Origin of the sequence: Companilactobacillus zhachilii, assembly GCF_003606365.2 — a bacterium.
Taxonomy (GTDB): domain Bacteria; phylum Bacillota; class Bacilli; order Lactobacillales; family Lactobacillaceae; genus Companilactobacillus; species Companilactobacillus zhachilii.
The window spans coordinates 657347-676859 of sequence record NZ_CP031933.2 but is presented as its reverse complement, the minus strand read 5'-3'; the positions used below and the strand labels follow the sequence as shown (position 1 = coordinate 676859).

The following is a 19513-nucleotide window of genomic DNA, read 5'->3' as shown; positions in this document are numbered from 1 at the left end:
GTCCTTGGCTCTCTAATCGTTATTGAACAAAAGTAGTCAAGACTACAACGTAATAATCTACTTACAACTTATTTAAAACAAAGAATCAACTAGCCGGAAGGAGCCAGAAAATTAGGTTGCCGTGAAGGTGGCGTTAAGGCTTTAGCCTTTACACCACGGGACGACTTTTGAAATTCGCGTACCTTGCGAAGTTCAAAATCGAGACAAAAGACCTTGGCTTTTGTCGGTCCCCACAGCAACCTAATTTTCTGGCTCCTGGAGGCGGCCTACAACCATCTCCACAGCATATTAACTTTCAATCTTTTTAGAATCTCTTTCCTTAGCCACAGCTTGTTGAGCAACCAAGTTTAAATAATTGAATGGATTATCATAATTTGGTTGGAACAACATATCCATAAAGGCTAAGTCATCAATCGTATTTTTGTTTTGAATACATACTGAAATTGTATTAGCAGACTGTGCCACTTCATGCTTACTAAAGAATTGAGCACCCAAAATCCGACGATTATCCTTATTGTACACAAGTTTAATCGTTAACATTTCTGTCGTTGGCATATAATCAGGGCGGTAATAATCATGATAAATTACTGCATCAGCATTTATTTTGTTATCTAATGCATGTTTTAATGTTAAACCGGTGGAAGCAACTGTATGACTAAACAATTCCATCGCAGAAGTTGCTTGAGTTCCCATGTACTTCTGAATGTCACCGAAAATATTAATTCCGGCCAAAGCACCTTGACGAATAGCATTAGTTGCTAGTGGCATATATGCTGGTTTATTTGTCGGATTAAAGTTAACTGTACATGCATCCCCAGCCGCATAGATGTCAGGATTTGATGTTTGTGTATAATCATTGATAATAATTGCCCCATGACGGTCCATATCAACTTGCCCACGTAACAATTCAGTGTTAGCTACAAAGCCTGTGCAGACGATTACTAAATCGGCATGATGATCGGTTTCATTTGTTTCAATCAAAATATTATCATCATCGTCACGATCAAAACCAGTAACACGTTCATTCAAAAAGATATCCACACCGTGTTCCTTAAGTAAGTTAATAACATTTTCAGAAGTATCTTTATCAATATAATTATTTAAAACTTGGTCACGTGACTGAATCAAACTTACCTTGTGATCAGTGTTGGCATAACTCTCAGCCAATTCAACCCCAATATAGCCACCACCAACAATGGTAATATGGTGATACTTCTTGGCTGTTTCGTAAATTTCTTGTGCTTGTGCATAACTCTTACACATTAAAATTCGTGTATCCGAAATTCCCATAATTGGTGGGACTGCAACGGTTGAACCAGTTGTCATAATCAACTTATCATAGGTATCATTGATTATTTCATGTGTCTTCATATTCTCACACATGACTGTTTTGTTTTTAGAATCAATTTTTAAAACATCATACTTCATATGTACCTTAGCACCCAATTTTTCCAAATCTTTGGGACTAGCATAAAACATATCTTCAAGACGCTTTACTTTTCTACCCAAATAAAGTGCGATTCCACAAGATAGGAACGAAATATTATCATCACGTTCATAAACTGTAATTTCAGTTTCCGGATGGTCTTGTAAAATTTGTTCAACGGCCGCTGTTCCAGCATGCGTACATCCTACAACGATTACCTTCATAAATAACACCCCATATTTTCTGAATTGAATAAACTATAATATGACTTTTCAACAATATATTAAAAAAGTCAACACCATTACCATCAATTATAACCCTATATTTTTATAAATGAATAGTAGTATATTAATTATGTAATTAAATAATTATAAATATTTTTGATTATTTCGTTCATTATTTTTCTGAGCGGTTGTCCTAAGATAGAAACATTCGTTATAATATAAATTAGTTTATAATAAACTTTATTTTTAGTATCTAACGCATTGTGCTGGCTTTTGTATTTAGTTTCTTGCCATTGTAAGCAGCACAAGGAATTTTATAACTTAACACGACACACTAGTTAAAATAAAAAATAATTGAGGGTTTAATTTGTCAGAAAAGATTTTAGAAAAAGCTATCGAGAATTATCTAAATATAGATTCGGCAATTATTACTTTAGTGACAATTGGTTTAATTACAATCATTACAATTATTGCGTATTCCCTAGAAAGGCGCATCAGCAAACGATCACCAGTATTGAATAAAGTTTCCGTTCATTTAATCGAAGGTGTTGCCATTGCCTTTAGTATGGTCATGCTGGAAAAAATCTTCTTTATCCTCAACAGTGGTTCCATCAATAATGGTTGGTTATATGCAAATGCCCAATTGACGATTCTGCTATATTGCATGTACCTAATGCGTAACAAAATCACCCTACTGATTAATTTGGCAATGCCACTATTGTATTATCAAGCCATGATTTTTAAACGATTTGATAACAAAACTTTACCATTGTTCATTATTTCGTACTTAGTTCTAATTGTGATTATCTTGTACATTTACAATCAAACTGAAAAACTACAAGATAAAGAATGGAAATACCTCGGTATGCAGACGTTATTCGGATTAGCCTGGTGGGTCTTATTATGGACTGACCATACTTTCCCTGCATACGAAATTATTAATATGTTAATTGTCTTCCTAATATATATGTCGATTATCCGTTTTTGCGCCAAGAAGCTCCAAGACACAATGCTTAACTATAATGACCTGCAGATTCAAGTCAATTATGACGAGCTTACCGGTGTCCGCAATCGAGCTAACTTAGACAAAACTGCTAAAGAAATTTATGACACATACTCTAAAGAAGACGTACCATTAACAGTTTCAATGTTCGACATCGACCACTTTAAGAACTTCAACGATGAGTACGGCCACTCCACCGGTGACGAAGTATTAAAACACGTCGCTCATACCATTGAACGAGAAATGTTTCTAACCGATGCCAAAGGACAATTGTTCCGCTTTGGTGGTGAGGAATTTATTATCATCTTCCGTGGTAAAAGTCCAACAGAGTGTACTTCCATCATTACCGACTTACGCAATACCTTGGTAAATACACCGTTAATTTTAAACGGCCAGTGCTTGAATATCACCATTTCCTTTGGCGTTTCAAAACTAGCTTCCAAAGATACAGATTTCGACGATTTATTTAACCGCGTTGATCAGTTTTTATATCAATCTAAAAATGCTGGTCGTAACCGAATTACGGTTGAAGGAACCACACATAACTTTGATGATTTAACTACCTAATTGAGCAGTTGCCCACAGAGTTCAGCTTTCGAGCACTAATGCAAAATGGCGTCAGTAATCCGATTTTGGATTGCTAGCGCCATTTTTTTTAATAGAAAAATTGGGTTTTATTCAATAACTTATATACTTGTTGTTCATACTCATTATCTTAATTCGCATATTTAATATGCGTGGTGATAGTCAATCTTTTAACTGATGTAATAAGACCCTAGATTATTCACTATTGATTCAAAACCAAAGAATAAACTAGCCGGAAAGAGCAAGAAAAATTAGGTCGCTGTGAAGGTGGCGTTAGAGCTTTAGCTCTTACACCACGGGACGACTTTTGAAACTCGCGGTACTTTGCGAGGTTCAAAATCGAGGGCTGAGACCTTGGCTCAGGCCGGTCCCCACAGCAACCTAATTTTTCTTGCTCTTGTAGGCGGCACACCACATTACTCACCTATTTTAAAGCAAAAAAAATAGTGAGAAATTAATCTCACCGTCGGGAAGGAATCAGTTGTTTTTGAATCTGGTAGTCCCTACTAGCAATAGTAAACCATACCGACTTCTATCGCAAGCGAATAAACAAATTATTTTAACTCTTTTCTATATAAATTTATTCATATTCACCTTTTCTTAATACAACTGTTATCAAAACTTAAAACGAGTAATGATGCTTTAACGAAGGTAACACAATTGTGTCTGACATCCCTATAATAATCCCCTGAAAGAACATTGCCAAAACAGTCCCAATACCAACAGATAAAATCTGTCCAGTGGTAAAGTAACAAATAATCATAATGATAATTGGCGGCGTATAACTAAACAACTGTCCCCAACCAGCCGAACCATGCAAATATTTGAAACGTAACAAATATGCCAGCTCATCGTTGGGGTGTTGAATCAAGTTACAGCGCTGATAAATCGAAGTTCCCACAGAGACCCCTATTAATCCTAAAACGTCCACAGCGACTCGAAATAGCAATGGTAGCCCGTTTAGTTTAAAGGGATCTAAGATAAATGAAAAGAATCCCACTAAATAACTGAATGGTAGTGAAAATAATAAATTGGATAAAAAGATATGTCCGTCAAATTTACCCAATAAAAATTGATTCACAACCGTAACAATTACAGCATAAACGAACAAAGTAGTCCCATAAGACGAATGTAAAACGGACGAAATATTGACCGCAGAAGCCGTCCAAACAGCACTCCCCATATTACTATTAATCATCAACGCATTGGCAAAAGCATCCAACACAATAGCAAAAATTAAATACCCCATCCGTTTCTTAAAGTTCCCCTGCTTCACAATAAACTCTCTTTTCCTACTCAATTAGCAAACTATGATTGCATTATGACACACTTCGTTATTTTATGTCATAGATAGACATATTAACTGACCTTGAGAGTTGGAGAAAACATATTCAGCTTTGTCCAACTCTCACAAAACTAAAAAGAGACTAGATATTTTTAATCCGGATATTAAATCCAGAAAAATATCTAGTCTCTTTGATTCTATTTAACTTAAATAATGTAGTACCCTTCAAACAAAGAATAAACTAGCCGGAAGGAACCAGAAAATTAGGTTGCCGTGAAGGTGGCGTTAGGGATTTATCCCTTACACCACGGGACGACTTTTGAAATTCGCGTACCTTGCGAAGTTCAAAATCGAGACGAAAGACCTTGGCTTTCGTCGGTCCCCACAGCAACCTAATTTTCTGGTTCCTGTAGGCGGCCTCCACAGCATAACTACACTTTATAAGAAACTACTTTGAAGGATGATTCATTTCATCCATACTAATCAAATGATATTCATGTTTAACATTAGGATCATAAGCTTCAATTTGAGCCATCATCCCAGTATCCTCATGTTCAAGGATATGGCAGTGATACATGTAAACACCAAATTTAGTAAATTGAACAGCAATTCTAACTGTTTCACCAGCATTAACACCAACAGTATCTTTCCAACCATGCTCATTTGGATATGGTGCCTTGCCATTACGGCTCAAAACTAAGAATTGGCAACCATGCATATGGAATGGGTGAATCATACCACCGTCCATATCATTAGTATTAACGACATCCCAAAGGACAGTATCGCCAATCTTTTGCTTACGGTCAATTCTTTGCATATCGAACAACTTGCCATCAAGACGAACTTTATCATCCATTCCTGACATAACTGTTCTCGTTACAGGAAGACCAGGTGTTACTTTTGGAGCATCAATCGTTGTGAGATGTTCAGGCAATTTTACATCTTCACGTTGATATTCACCGATCTTAAACTTCATAACTGGGACATTGTCACTCATCAAAGTAACGACATCACCTGGCTTTTTATCACCAAAATCAACAATAACTTCAGCACGCTCTGCACAAGTCAACATTAATCTAGTGAATTTCACTGGTTCAGGTAATGTTCCACCATCAGAAGCAATTTGAGTAAATTCATGCTCATCGTCAAAATGCAATCTCCATTCACGACGATCTGAACCATTCAAAATTCTTAGACGAACTCTTTGGGTTGTAACATTGAAAACACCATTGATTGTGCCATTAACTAAAGCATACTTACCCAATGTCCCATCCATATCATAGTCAGCTTTGTAATCAAGTTGATTATCATGGTAACTTCTATCTTGTAAAATAACCGGAATATCATCCACACCGTAATTTCTTGGGAATGGTAACTTAGCTTCTTCGTCATCAGTAACAACAACCGCTGCAGCTAGTCCATTCCAGACTTGACGAGCTGTATTTGGACATGGATGTGGGTGAATCCAATCAGTTTGTGCTGGTTGATCCAAAGTAAAATCAATGTCACGACTGCCACCTGGATAAACTGGCGCATGAGGGCCACCGTCAACGATAGGTCCGGTAACATTTAATCCATGCCAGTGGAATGTTGTAACTTCTGGCAACTTATTAACTAGATGTACATGATAGTGAACCCCTTGTTTCAAAACAATGGTTGTTCCTAATAGTGAAGCATTGTAGCCCCAAGTCTTTGTCTTAGCTCCAGGTAAAATTTGTGTTTCACCTTCCTGAGCTGTAATTGTGTAATAAACATCGTTTCCGTCAACCTTATCTGGTTTCAAAGCTGCCGGGATATTCAAAGGTTTATCAGGCACATCGGCCTTTTCAAGTGGAATATATCCACCATCGTGTAAGTCAAATACTGGTTCATCGAAAAAGTAATCTTTGTAAACTTGTGATTCTGACATTTAAAATCGCCACCCTATTTAGTTTTTGATTGAAAAGTACAAATACAATTTACTAACGCCTCTACAAACATGCCAATAGCCATCATATACATTGCTATCATATTTTTATCAGCGAAGACAAAGTATAATAAAATCGCATAAAAAATTAGCATGAACACAGAGAACCACTTGGAACCACCTGCCATATTTATCACCACCAAAATTTAATACTACTCTATTCTAATACAGTTGCCACTACTTTAAAAATTAAGTTTGGCATACCTAAGATAAATTAATAAGTATAAATGATTAACTGATTATCAATATAGTTTGCCATATAAACTTCAGCAATCTCCAAATTACGCTTTTTCAATTCCGCTTCAAGCCAAGCTTCATCTTTACGGATACCGCTTAATTCTTCTTCATCAATTTTGCCATCCAAAATAATTGGATATTTAATACTATCCTCATTTTTCATGACTAATGTTAATTGACCGTTACGTTCAAAAACAGCCCGTTTAACATTTCTGACATCCATAACCCCGGCCTGACGCAATTTAAAGGACAAATCATTGGCTGAAAGACCGTTACGTAACGCTAAATCAACATCGATGACACCATTTTTGATAATCTGTTGTGGAGTCCCCTCAATCACCTTCTTGAAAAAATTATTGTGATTCGTCAGAAATTTAGCGACAAACACTACCATTGTCCAGATCAATAAAACTAACGTAAACTGCAGAATCGTGATACTAGCGTTATAAATCATCCCTCCGACGATTCCACCTAAAACGTAGTTTTGTAGTTGGTCAATCGCACTGGTTGGGGCTATATTACCTCGTCCAAATAAATTAATTTGCAAAACCATAAATAAGAATCCAATAATGAATTTTAATGTTAAATCTCCATATGCTAGCGCCATTTTTTCACCTACTTATTAATTAATTTAATACTTTGAGAGCTAATAATACTTGCTCTAGTCAAAGTGTAGCTGCTCTGATTATTATCGAAACTAACTCGATAAATATCATTTCCCGACTTAATCAACATTCCCTCACTCAAACTAGAACTATTGGAATAAAGATGCTTAGTTGAAAGCTTCTTTTCCTTTGCCACTGACCGCATTAGTTCCAATGTTTGATTAGTCTTATTATTAACATCAAGTTGCTGCTCATAATTGTTGTAATTAATACCAATGAATAAAATGATTCCAAAGGCAAAGATTATCAACAGATCTCGATATTTATTATCAGAGCGATTTTTAAAATATAAAAAACTAGTCACAAAAATAGCTGCTGCTAATACGAAAGTCCCAATGATAAACAAAAAATTAGGCTCATTATTATGTTCAACTAAATACTGATATGAATAAAAGTTCATTTATATCCCCTCATCTATTTTATAATCTCAGTATAGCAAAAAAGCGCTATCACGTTCACATTTGACTCGAAAATTCGTCAATCATCTTTGCTTGCGCACACAAGAAATAAGTTTCATAATACGTAATTATTAATTACTATTTATAAGGGGGTGGTTACTTTGAATAATAATTCGAATCTCTGCACTTGGCTGAATATGAAACATTTTGAAAACGATATTCAGATCACACTTGAGAAAGCTTTAATTAAGTATGATTTTTCACCAGTTGAATTTAGCTTTTTACACTATCTTTATGACCAATATGATTCCACTGCCAGTATGCTAGAAATCAAAGACTCTCTAAAACTCAGCTCAGCCGCTGTTTCACGTATGGCAGTTAGACTTGAAAACAAGGATTGTAAACCCATTATTCGCTATCATAGTGATGATAATCAAAAAGCCGTCTGTCTAAAAATGACCACTTCAGGTGTTAAACAATTTAAAGAAATTTCAGTTGTGGTGGAAAAAATTCTAGACGACTTCTTTACGAGTACCGACTTTGTTGATTTACGTGATATGATACTAAATACTAATATTCACTCTCAAAATGAAGAATAGGAAATCTGGCAAAACATGGTTAGCTTTCGAGTATTAGGGAAAACGAGACTAGTAAACTGATTTCAGATTACTAGTCTCATTTGGTTTAAGTGGAAAAAGTTATATTTTGTAACACGTTGAAAGACAATAGTAGTTTTACTTCAAAATTTCTCCATAACTAACTAAATAGCAACCATTAGTTGCCTCGATGCTACCAGTAATTGGTTGCGTCGAGGCAGTGATTACTTGATAATTAGAAATGAGGATGGTGATAATCATGTTTAGTGAAAACCTAAAGAAATTGCGTACTAACAAAGGACTTTCTCAAGAGCAACTAAGCGAAATAATAGACGTTTCACGACAATCTATTTCTAAATATGAAAGTGGAATTGCACAGCCTGGCTTTGATAAGTTAATTGCCATTGCAAAATATTTTGATGTAAGCATCGATTTTTTATTACTGTCTGAGAATAATAATAATTCTGCCACTGTAAAGTCCGACAAAATAACAATCACTTCACACCTTGACTCCCTAAAAACATTTGCTTCAGTCGCTTCATACTACGCTTTTACCATTAGCAAAATTATTGGAAGTAATGCAAACGGACCTCAGGCAGTTGTCTGGGGAACATATGATTCCGGACTTTTTGGCGACAAGCGACAAATGTTAGCATACTATCGTAGTTTTGAAGATGCCAAAAAGGAAATCTCCTCTATTAATGACGCAATGCAACAAGGTCAAACAAACTATGATTTACAGTACTTTGTCAATGTTAGACTAAAGGGATTGAACTATATCATCGACGATTCTACCAGATAGACAGACAAATTTTCTAACTGGAGTTAATCAAAATAATATATACAAAAATAGCAAGTCCCACAAAATGGGTTCTTTTTCAACTTTGGTTATAAAAGCGAATATAAAAAAGGCTAGGTATTTTTTCTTGGTATACTTCCAGAAAAAAATATCTAGCCTTTTGATTAAGTTCAATCTCAAATCATATAGCGTTTTTTAATCAAATCAGTTAGTTACAACATATCCCCACAGCGCCAGTATTTCTTGCACCCAGAGACGGAATCTAACCAAACTCCCCTTTCTAATCTTGCCATGGAAATTTCAAACTAATATTTTTATTAAATTTTTCTTGTTTTAGCAACTTGGCTAATCTCTCAGACTGTCTTTCATGATAGCCGCTGCAAACATATTCTGCTTCATCATTATCAGGCACAACACCCGGTAAAACCACATCTTTATCCGTTACAACAAAAGTCGAGAAACAAGTTAGCCCCAAGAATCTCTTGCCAGTTTTTAAATGTTCACCAATAATCTTAGTAAATACTTCAATCGAACGACTACCAACGCCAGAAACGTAAGATTCTGTACACATTGAATCTTGTAACCCAAATGGCAAAATAAAATTAACTTGATCGATTGATGCTGTCACCGTTTCGATTCTCGCTACACGTGACGCCGCTATTGATGAATTATCATCAATCACCATTAAGGTTCTGCCACCAAAAACCGTATTATGTTCATTCAAATCAGATGAGAACACCCGATGATTACTGATAGAAAGTGTTCGACTACATTTGATAGTTTCCAACTATATTACCTCCACTACGAAAATTATTCAGATAAGACAACAAAATCGTTTTCTCTAACCACTTAAAAATCAAAAAATGAAAAAGCTAGTGATCAGGTTATCCTCACGACAGCTTCTTCATTTTTTCAGAGATATCATTTTATATTAGTTTTATCTCTATATTCTCATTTATCACTTGATTAATGATCCCTCCCGGAATCGAACCGGGGACCTACTGCTTAGGAGGCAGTTGCTCTATCCAACTGGGCCAAGGGACCATAAACACACCTATTATTTTAACGCAAAAGGCGTGCAGATACTAAACTAATCTTGTTTCTTATGGAAACTACGTTTACCTTTATTCTTCTTGTCCCGTAAACGTTGTTTTGGTTTGTTATTTTTTGATTGCTTCTTTGCATCGTTATAACGCTTAGACTTGGTAAAGACCGGCTTCTTAGTCAACTTACCTTCATGATCAACATACGTTTTTGTAATTTCTACATCAACGACTTCTTGAAGATTACGCATATCATGACTGTTACCAAAAGTAATAACGTTACCGCTCTTACCCATTCTACCAGTACGGCCAGCGCGATGAACATACTCACTGTTGTCACGCGGAATCATATAGTTAACAATCATATTAACATCATTAATATCCATTCCACGAGCAGCTACATCGGTCGTTAACAATAAGTTAACTTTCTTACTTGAAAATAGTTGTAACGCCGTTTTACGTTGTTGAGATGACATCTTACTATCAAGCGCAACAAAGTTAGTCTTATCGTGGTTCATATCACTGATTGCCTTGTGAAGTGAACGTGAATTATTGAAAAAGACAATTCCGAGGAATTTCTTATTGTGGGCTAATTCTCTCAAAATAGCATTCTTAATAAACTCATTGTTTGCATCGACAAAGTAATGCTTAATACCAGCAGTATAACTAGTATCGTTACGTTGATCGATTACCAAGAAATCTTGTCCAAACCATTTATGCATATCTTGGAAGATATCATTGCCAGTGGCTGAGAAAAATGTCATTTGTACATCGGCTGGCATTTGTGAAATAGTCTTACGAACGGTTTCTAATTTTGATTCGTTCAACATTTCATCTGCTTCATCAACGATAACGGTATTGATGTTACCAAGTTTAACCTTACGTGATTCAGTCAACTCGTTCAGTCTTCCCAAGGTAGCAACAATAATCTCAGGTTTTTCCTTTAATTTCTTTAATTGGCGAGTCGGATTGGCTCCACCAGTTAAAGCTTGAACCTTACAATCAACTAATTTAGCAAGTGGTTGGATCACATCCCTAACTTGCATAGCTAACTCTTGTGATGGTTCTAAAATTAATACTTGAAGACCATCCTTGGGCACTAACGTTTCTAACATTGGCATCACAAATCCCAGTGTCTTTCCTGATCCAGTTGGTGCCATAGCAACTAAATCCTTACCTTCTTTAAAAGGCATGTAGACGGCTTCTTGAATCTTCGTTAATGTTTCAAACTGATTTTCTTTAAAGTAGTCTTGATATAATTTTGGTATTTCCAATTTATTTTTCCTCATCTGCATCAAAAACAATGCCTGCGCTTGTTCTTGCTTGCTCTAGAATTCGATTTACTGTTCTAGCATATTGTAATAGTTTATCATAACTTGCTTGATCATTTTCAGTCATTATTCTAGCAAACTCGTGAGCTTCTGAATCCATAGGGTTTTCACTCTTAGGTGTTGGAACATCGGTAATATTCTTATTGTCGTCAGCCCAATCAAGATGGCTAATATCACCGCCATTATCTAACAACAACGTATCACGTCCAAAATAAATTTCTGATGACATGTAAGAATTTTTAGTCTTACCAATGATAATATTGACGTCAAAATTTGGATACTTCAAAGTCAAGGCACCACTGCCATCAACTCCAGATGCCAAAAATTCGGCATCATAATCGACTTTCTCAGGTTGTCCAAAAAGCACAACGGCGTCATAAACTGTATAAACACCTAAGTCATACAAGGCGCCACCGGAAAATCTGGTCGTAAATACATTAGGATTCTTCCCTGCTTTATAGGCGTCATAACGGCTCGAATATTTCATATATGAAAAGGTTGCCCCACTCAATTCATCACGATGCTTAGCAACGATTTCTGCGATTTTCTTAAAGATAGGCTCATGGATATGACGTGCTGCTTCAAAAAGGTACACATCATGCTCTTGAGCTAGTTTTTCCAAGATCGTGAATTCCTTAATTGTTGAAGTACTTGGTTTTTCCACAATCACATTCTTATTATTTTCAATTGCTTGCTTAGCTTGCTCAAAATGCAACCCATTAGGTGAAGCAATATAGACTGTATCAAAATCTTCCTTAAAGAAAGCAGTCAAATCAGTACTAATATTGATATTTTTCTTATCCAAATCTTCAACAAAGCTTTTTGCCTTTGCTTCAGTACGTGAATAGACATGTGTCAATGCAAATGTCTTGGTTATGTCGGTTGCTTTAATAAATTGTTCTGTGATCCAATTTGTTCCTATTATCCCTAAACTAATCATAAAATCACCTCTGATTTTAATTTTACTTATATGTAAGCGTAATTACCAATAAAAAATTCTTGAAATTTAATATTATGGTATATAATTTTATTTTAAACCTATTGAGGGGAGTATTATCGTTTAATGAACAATGAAACAGACAAGTTTAGCCTGAAAAGAGACCTCGGTTTCTTTCCAGCGCTATCAACAGTAATGGGCCTTGTCATCGGGGGTGGAGTTTTCTTCAAAATCTCCAGTGTTACAGCCGCTACTGGATCAGCCAGTTTAACTATCTTCGTATGGATCTTAGCTGGTCTTATTACTATTAATGCTGGTTTAACAGTTGCTGAATTAGCTTCAGCACTACCTGTTGCCGGAGGTATTTACAAATATATTGAATATATCTATGGAAGGGTCCCGGCTTTCTTATTAGCTTGGGCACAGTCAGTTATTTATTATCCCGCTGGTATCTCAGCACTATCAATTATTTTTGCAACACAAGTTTTGAACTTATGCAATCTACCGCAAAAATGGCAAATTCCTATTGCCATCGCATTGGCCATTTTCCTATATCTAGTTAATTTACTGGGTGCTAAAGTCGGTGGTCGAATTCAATCAATCTCTTTAATTGCCAAATTGATTCCAATTGTTGTCATCATTGTGATCGGTATTTTTACACCCGCAGCACATCCCGTATCACTCTTTCCCATCACTGCGGGAAGTCACCCCGATTTTTGGTCATCAATGGGTGGCGGATTATTAGCAACAATGTTTGCTTTTGACGGCTGGATGAACGTTGGTAATTTGGCCGGTGAAATGAAAAAGCCTGAAAAAGATTTGGCAAAATCAATTATCGTTGGTCTTTTCTTTATTACATTAATCTATGTTTTGATTAGCTTTGTTTTCATCAAGTCATTACCTTTTCACCTGATTCCTGGAAATCAAAATGCAGCTTCTGAAGCTGCTATTCATATCTTTGGAGATATCGGTGGAAAACTAGTTACAATTGGTATCTTAATTTCAGTTTTTGGTTCAGTAAATGGCTATACAATGACTGGTCCTCGAGTTAGTTATGTTTTAGGGGTTGATGACGAGATCGTCTTCTCAAAATTCTTCGCTAAACTAACTAAAAACACTCGTGTACCTGCTAACGCTGGTTTAATTCAAACTATCATTGCGATTGTAATGATCTTCATGGGTAGTTTTGATTATCTGACCGATATGTTGGTTTTTGTTATGTGGATTTTTTCAATGATGATGTTCATCGGAGTCTTTATCTTACGCCATAGTGAACCAGAATTGGAACGACCTTATAAGATCAACTTCTATCCAATACCGCCAATCATTGCCTTGTTAGGGGGCGGTTATATCATTGTTTCAACTTTGTTCCGTCAACCGGGATTAGCAATCATGGGTATCAGTATCACATTACTTGGTTTACCGATTTATTACATTCATTATCTTTACAAAAAAAGGTCGCTTTAATGGCGGCTTTTTTTGTTGGAGGTTATAATTTTTGTGGAATCTATATTTGAAACAGATAGTAGGTGTTTTCATGAAAGTTCAATTCAGCAATAAATTTGAGGAAAAGCTGGTTTATGGAACTTTAAAGATCCAAAAACTTTTAGTTTATCGAATTATTCAAAAAACATTGTTATTGATTTTTCCATTCGCTCTTTTTGGAAGTTTCATTAAAATTATTCAAACTGTCATTATCGGTAAAGAAGGTTTCCTATCGGATATCTTGCCTCCTTTTGGTAATGACCTCATTTTTCGTTGGATAGATAACATAACCAACGGACTGTACAGTCTGACTTTAGGGTGGGTATCAGTGATTGCCATCTTTGGTGCTGCCAAATATACTGCCAAATATTATCATCGTGATGACCAACTGGCTGGTATCACTGGTATCAGTGCCTTATTAATCATGGATTACACTTATTCAAAAACACAGCCAATTTCTTTTCATGCCCAAATTTTAAGCATTCGAGGGCTTCTCTTTGCAATCATTTCCGGTATGATTATCGGTTGGATTTTCAAAAAGTTTAGCCGTTCGGCTCCTAATTTAGAGAAAAATAAACTTTCAAAAAGTATTCTAGAACGAACCTTCATTTCATTTCGTCCCATCATTATCACATTAATTCTCGCTATTATCTTCAGTACCTTAATCAATGTAACCTTCTATTCAGAGGCTCCTGGTAATTTTATCAACGCACTTTCAACTGAATCTACCCCAACTAACGATTGGGCTCAATTAGGTAAAACCTTAATCTTTTCAATTTACACACTTGTCATGTCATTTTTCGGATGGTCAGGTACTTACTCTGCTTTAGGTGTCGAAAAAATGGACGCCCTATCAACAATCAATTTAAATTATGCCCTTCAGAAACATACCGCTTGGAATGCTCCTAATCCCTTCACCAGCTCAACACTCTACCATGCCTTTGCAACGTATGGTGGTACTGGAGCTATCTTAGGTTTGATTATTGCAATCTTGATTGTCTCTAAAGATAAAGATTTCCAAACAGTTGCTCGCTGGGCCATGATTCCTAGTCTCTTCAACATTAGTAGCGGGGTTATGACTGGTATTCCCGTGCTATTTAATGTTATTTTTCTAATTCCCTTTGTATTAGCCCCTCTAGCTAATATGTTAATGGCAGCCATTGCGATTGCTGCACATTTAATGCCTCCCAGTGTTTATCCAGTACCAATCGGTACCCCTGGGCCTTTGATTGCCTTTATTGGTACAAATGGTAGCTGGCAGGCCCTGGCGTTCTCTGTGCTGGCGATAATTATCTCCGTGTACATTTATATGCCTTTCGTCAAAATGGCTGTTAAAGTGAAATTATTGGACAATCTCGGCATTGAAGAAGGTGAAGACTAATGCGACTAAAGTTTCGTACCTTACGTAAGAATAAAAATTTTAAATATTTAGTGGCCTTAGGACTCATTTTAATTTTGCTCGGTATCCCGTCATACATGTGGACCAAAAGTAACGTTACAACCTTAGCCGGCAGATATAATTCACCAATGTCACCCGTTATCATGATTCCAGGTAGTAGTGCCACGGCAAACCGGTTTGATGATTTAGTTAAAACAATTAATCGTCAATACGGCGAACATCACAGTCTGCTTAAAATGACCGTCCATAAAAACGACAAGATTACTTATACAGGTAGTATTAGACCCAATGATACTCGTCCTTTCATAGTGGTCGGTTTTGAAAATAATAAAGATGGCTACTCTAATATCAAGCAACAAGCGGCTTGGTTTAATATCGCTTTTAATAAATTAAAAGACCGCTATCGTTTCAATAATTTCAATGCCTTTGGTCATTCAAACGGTGGATTGATTTGGACTTATTTCTTGGAACATTATTTCGATGACTCCACCATTACCGTTAATCAAATGTTGACAGTCGGGACCCCTTATAATTTTGAAGAAAAAAGCACTTCCAATCGAACACAAATGTTAAACGACCTAGTTAAAGATCGGAATAAAATTCCTGAAGATTTGACTTACTATTCAATTGCGGGGACACAACTTTATACCGATGATGGTATCGTTCCAATCGGTAGCGTTGACGCCGGTAAATACATCTATGAGGGACATATTAAACGATATACCTTAATCACATTGACCGGTACGAAAGCCCAACATTCCGACATGATTGCTAATAACCAGTTCATTGATATTTTCCATCAGTACATCGTCGGAAACGGTATTAATGGTATGGGACAAAATCCACCTAATAAGAAGGTTCCTAAAGTAAATAAATAATTAATAAAATACAAAAAAGCAGCTATAAGTTTTATCGATTAAGTCGATATTCTCTTATAGCTACTTTTTATTTTTTCAAATTTTAGAATAGTAAAATTCTAACACCATAAATGAGCAAAAAAGCCGCAAATACCAAACTTGCAATCACTGCAATTAAGGCAAAAATCAAAGGACTAGATTGCTTCTTTAGGTTATTAAAATACTGTTTTGAAATATAAATCTGCCAAATACCAATTAAAATAGCACCAATTCCAAAAATCAGTTTCATATTTGTACCTCTTTGTAATTAACGCATAGTATCTTATGGTATGCCGTCTCCAGATGAGGACAGTGGTCACTGGCAGTACGGAACGGCGCAAGCCTTGTGTCTCGGACCTCGGTTTAAACCTTGCAAGGTCAGTAAGTCTTAAACACGCCCAGTGCTGTAAGAACGACAAAAACGGTCGTCCTAACACCACTTTCACTGCCAGTAACCACTGTCCGCATCTTCCAACTAATTCTTTATTAACTTAAGAATAGCTTGATACTTCAAATATTTTTTTACCGTCTTGATAGAATTCTGGAACAACTCTGCTCTAAAAGTATTTATCCATATCAGAATAATTTAAAGACAGACCCTAGCCGGAAAGAGCAAGAAATTTTGGTCGCTGTGAAGGTGGCGTTAGAGCTTTAGCTCTTACACCACGGGACGACTTTTGAAATTCGCGTACTGTGCGAAGTTCAAAATCGAGACCTGAGACCTTGGCTCAGATCGGTCCCCACAGCGACCGAAATTTCTTGCTCTTGGAGGCGGCAGTTATTCAACTTTAAAATTACTTCAATGTCAACTTTGTAACACATTCAATATGGTTTGTCATAGGGAACATATCAACTGGTGTAACGTCACCAATTTCATAAGTATCGTTTAACAATTCCAAATCACGTGCCAAGGTTGCTGGGTTGCAACTAATATAAACAATTGTCTTAGGTTTAATATTCTTCAATGAATCAATCAATGAATTAGCCAAACCTTTACGTGGAGGATCAACCATCAAAACGTCAACTGAGACATCATTTTTAGCCCATTCATCTAGGACATCTTCAGTCTTACCAACAACAAAATCAGTATTTGTAATGTTGTTCAACTTAGCATTTTGGTCAGCATCTTTAACGGCATCTTCAATCACTTCGATACCAGTTACATGTTTAGCCTTATCCGCCAATGAAAGTCCAATTGTACCAATTCCTGAATAAGCATCAACAACGTTTTCCTTACCAGTCAATTCAGCTTTATCAATTGCCAATTGGTAAAGGTTTTGAGTTTGAACTGGGTTAACTTGATAGAAAGATCTTGGTGAAATGCGGTATGTATGGCCAAGAATTTGATCATCAATATACTTCTTACCACCAAGCAAGGTCATTTTTTGACCAAAGATAACGTTGGTATTCTTTGAGTTAATATTTAAGAACAATGACTTAACTTCAGGGTTTGCCAAAATTTCTTTAGTAATATCTTTGTAGTGTGAAATATCAGGTGTTCTCGAAACTAGAACAATCATCATTTCACCTGTAAAGTAGGCACGACGAACCATAATTGTTCTAATTTGACCCTTTTGATTTTGTTCATCAAAGCCACGAACATTGTACTTACGTAAAATATCACGGACACGAATGATTTCGGCATCAATTTTAGGATCTTGAATCAAGAAGTTCTCCATTGGTACTAAATCATGTGAACGACGGCGATAGAAACCAGTTGTCAATTTACCATTAACTTGGCGCACAGGTACTTGTGCCTTATTACGATAGTTAAATGGTGATTTCATCCCTAATGTAGGGTTCACGGTAACGTCTTTCAAACCAATCTTATTAAGATCTGTTACAACTTGATTGTGTTTAAATTCAAGTTGCTTGTCATACTTCAAATGGCTCAATGGGGCGATACCTGTTTGTGCATAAACAGCATCAATATCATGAACACGGTCTGGTGATTCCACTAAAACATCCAATGTTCTAGCAAAACCAAAGTTCTTATTCACCCGTGTAATTACAGCTTTAACTTTTTCACCAGGTAAAGCATTGTCAACGAACAATGTAAAATCATCAACTTTAGCTACACCTTTACCCTCATACGAGAGGTCTTGGATATCTAATTCTATTTCTTGGTTCTTCTTCAAATTTGGTTTTTCCATTTTTCACCTATACATAGAAAAAAGAAGTGTCCAAAATTGATACACTTCCCAATTCTTTTTTATTTATTATCTGTTTTATCTTCATTCTTATCAAGGTTCTTTTCTTCCTCGATAATCTTTTCACCAGCATCTTTTTCACTCAGAGTTGATGAATCAATCGCCTTCAAAGGAATCGAATCAACGTTGGCGTAAATATTTAGATGATTATGCAAGTTAGTAAACTCCATCGGAGCATCCCCACCATATTCACCATCTAAGTTAACCATAACACGATTCTCATCATTTGCCCTAACACTGATCTTCTTTGTCTTCGTGTAAATAACTTTTGGATTATAAACATGACGACCACCATTTAAAACTAAAGCAATCAAATGTACTAAATCACGTAAGTTAGTTTCCTTAACAATAATCAATGAAAAAGTTCCGTCACCAATGACTGAGTTAGGCGCAATTTGTTCCATACCACCGATTGAATTAGTCAATCCAATCAAGAACATCGTTGCTTTACCATCAAATACGCCATCATCATACTCAATGTGCATATCAATGGGACTGATACGTGGCAACATCTCGGCACCTTTAACTAAGTAAGCCAAGTAACCCAAAATTGACTTGTAAGCTGAAGGTACTTCATAGGTCAATTCCGTCATCGAGCCACCACCAGCAATATTGATAAAGTATTTAGTACCGGCTTGACCAATATCAACTGGTAATTTCTGGCCCTTCAAAATAACCTTGGCCGCTTCCACCACATCATCACGTGGTATCTTCAAAGCTCGGGCATAATCATTAGTTGTTCCGGCTGGAATAATTGCCATCTCTGGACGATGGTCCAAATCAGCGATTCCGTTAACAACCTCATTGATTGTTCCGTCACCACCAGCAGCCACAATCAAGTCAAAGCCTTCCTTGGCTACTCGTCTGGCTTCGTCTTTAGCTGAGTTTTTCTTCGGTGTCGTTCGATAAGCACTAGCCTCATAACCAGCTTTTTCAATAATATTCAAAATGTCTCCAACATTACTGTTCATGGTCTCATGGCCTGAAGTTGGATTATAAATAAGTCTAGCACGCATATCTTTCCCTCA

At 36.3% G+C, this 19513-nt stretch carries 17 protein-coding genes and 1 tRNA gene; 6 read left to right on the top strand and 12 right to left on the bottom strand.

All coding sequences use genetic code 11. The features are described 5' to 3' along the window. Positions 1-288: 288 nt before the first annotated feature. The gene (locus D1B17_RS02930) at positions 289-1650 is read right to left on the bottom strand and encodes an FAD-dependent oxidoreductase (protein ID WP_120143121.1); all 1362 of its coding nucleotides are present in this window, start codon (positions 1648-1650) and stop codon (positions 289-291) included. 367 nt (positions 1651-2017) lie between these two features. On the opposite strand from D1B17_RS02930, the gene D1B17_RS02925 reads away from it, so the two are divergent. Beyond that, positions 2018-3220, top strand: a complete 1203-nt coding sequence (locus D1B17_RS02925) for a GGDEF domain-containing protein (RefSeq protein WP_120143122.1) — start codon at positions 2018-2020, stop codon at positions 3218-3220. Between the two features lie 640 nt (positions 3221-3860). On the opposite strand, the gene D1B17_RS02920 is transcribed toward D1B17_RS02925, so the two are convergent. The 4 genes from D1B17_RS02920 to D1B17_RS02905 all read right to left on the bottom strand — a co-directional run bounded on the left by D1B17_RS02920 (position 3861) and on the right by D1B17_RS02905 (position 7791). Next, positions 3861-4487 (bottom strand): DUF6198 family protein, encoded by a 627-nt coding sequence (locus tag D1B17_RS02920; RefSeq protein ID WP_240704442.1) that lies wholly within the window; start codon positions 4485-4487, stop codon positions 3861-3863. 484 nt (positions 4488-4971) lie between these two features. Continuing rightward, positions 4972-6432, bottom strand: a complete 1461-nt coding sequence (locus tag D1B17_RS02915) for a multicopper oxidase family protein (protein ID WP_120143123.1) — start codon at positions 6430-6432, stop codon at positions 4972-4974. A gap of 271 nt (positions 6433-6703) precedes the next feature. Beyond that, entirely contained in the window at positions 6704-7333 is a 630-nt protein-coding gene (locus tag D1B17_RS02910; RefSeq protein ID WP_120143124.1) for a DUF421 domain-containing protein, read from the bottom strand. Between the two features lie 8 nt (positions 7334-7341). Next, the gene (locus D1B17_RS02905; protein ID WP_120143125.1) at positions 7342-7791 is read right to left on the bottom strand and encodes a DUF3290 domain-containing protein; all 450 of its coding nucleotides are present in this window, start codon (positions 7789-7791) and stop codon (positions 7342-7344) included. 159 nt (positions 7792-7950) lie between these two features. On the opposite strand from D1B17_RS02905, the gene D1B17_RS02900 reads away from it, so the two are divergent. After that, positions 7951-8388 (top strand): helix-turn-helix domain-containing protein, encoded by a 438-nt coding sequence (locus D1B17_RS02900; protein WP_120143126.1) that lies wholly within the window; start codon positions 7951-7953, stop codon positions 8386-8388. A gap of 256 nt (positions 8389-8644) precedes the next feature. Further along, positions 8645-9187 (top strand): helix-turn-helix domain-containing protein, encoded by a 543-nt coding sequence (locus tag D1B17_RS02895; RefSeq protein WP_166806605.1) that lies wholly within the window; start codon positions 8645-8647, stop codon positions 9185-9187. A gap of 277 nt (positions 9188-9464) precedes the next feature. Here the strand turns inward: D1B17_RS02895 and D1B17_RS02890 are convergent, their stop codons facing one another. The 4 genes from D1B17_RS02890 to D1B17_RS02875 all read right to left on the bottom strand — a co-directional run bounded on the left by D1B17_RS02890 (position 9465) and on the right by D1B17_RS02875 (position 12498). Next, complete coding sequence (locus D1B17_RS02890) at positions 9465-9971, bottom strand: acyl-CoA thioesterase (protein WP_120143128.1); 507 nt, start codon at positions 9969-9971, stop codon at positions 9465-9467. A 183-nt stretch (positions 9972-10154) separates the two neighbouring features. After that, positions 10155-10228, bottom strand: a tRNA-Arg gene (locus tag D1B17_RS02885). Positions 10229-10274: 46 nt separating this feature from the next. Further along, on the bottom strand, positions 10275-11501 hold the full coding sequence (locus D1B17_RS02880) for a DEAD/DEAH box helicase (protein WP_120143129.1): 1227 nt from the start codon (positions 11499-11501) through the stop codon (positions 10275-10277). A gap of 1 nt (position 11502) precedes the next feature. Then, positions 11503-12498: a Gfo/Idh/MocA family protein gene (locus D1B17_RS02875; RefSeq protein ID WP_120143130.1), complete on the bottom strand. Its 996-nt coding sequence runs from the start codon at positions 12496-12498 to the stop codon at positions 11503-11505. Positions 12499-12621: 123 nt separating this feature from the next. On the opposite strand from D1B17_RS02875, the gene D1B17_RS02870 reads away from it, so the two are divergent. Genes D1B17_RS02870 through D1B17_RS02860 form a run of 3 tightly spaced genes read left to right on the top strand, consistent with a single transcriptional unit; the run spans position 12622 to position 16257 of the window. Beyond that, positions 12622-13962: an APC family permease gene (locus tag D1B17_RS02870; protein WP_120143131.1), complete on the top strand. Its 1341-nt coding sequence runs from the start codon at positions 12622-12624 to the stop codon at positions 13960-13962. A gap of 46 nt (positions 13963-14008) precedes the next feature. Further along, the gene (locus D1B17_RS02865) at positions 14009-15361 is read left to right on the top strand and encodes a PTS transporter subunit EIIC (RefSeq protein ID WP_240704441.1); all 1353 of its coding nucleotides are present in this window, start codon (positions 14009-14011) and stop codon (positions 15359-15361) included. Continuing rightward, a complete protein-coding gene (locus D1B17_RS02860; RefSeq protein ID WP_120143132.1) occupies positions 15361-16257 on the top strand; it encodes an alpha/beta hydrolase in 897 nt (298 codons plus the stop codon). The genes D1B17_RS02865 and D1B17_RS02860 overlap by 1 nt, the downstream gene beginning before the upstream one ends. A gap of 82 nt (positions 16258-16339) precedes the next feature. Here the strand turns inward: D1B17_RS02860 and D1B17_RS02855 are convergent, their stop codons facing one another. The 3 genes from D1B17_RS02855 to D1B17_RS02845 form a co-directional block, all read right to left on the bottom strand. Then, positions 16340-16525: a hypothetical protein gene (locus tag D1B17_RS02855; RefSeq protein ID WP_120143133.1), complete on the bottom strand. Its 186-nt coding sequence runs from the start codon at positions 16523-16525 to the stop codon at positions 16340-16342. Positions 16526-17069: 544 nt separating this feature from the next. Further along, the gene (gene rlmD / locus D1B17_RS02850; RefSeq protein ID WP_120143134.1) at positions 17070-18428 is read right to left on the bottom strand and encodes a 23S rRNA (uracil(1939)-C(5))-methyltransferase RlmD; all 1359 of its coding nucleotides are present in this window, start codon (positions 18426-18428) and stop codon (positions 17070-17072) included. Between the two features lie 59 nt (positions 18429-18487). Beyond that, positions 18488-19501 carry a diacylglycerol kinase gene (locus tag D1B17_RS02845; RefSeq protein WP_120143135.1) on the bottom strand — a complete coding sequence of 338 codons (1014 nt, stop codon included), beginning with the start codon at positions 19499-19501 and terminating at the stop codon, positions 18488-18490. Positions 19502-19513 lie beyond the last annotated feature (12 nt).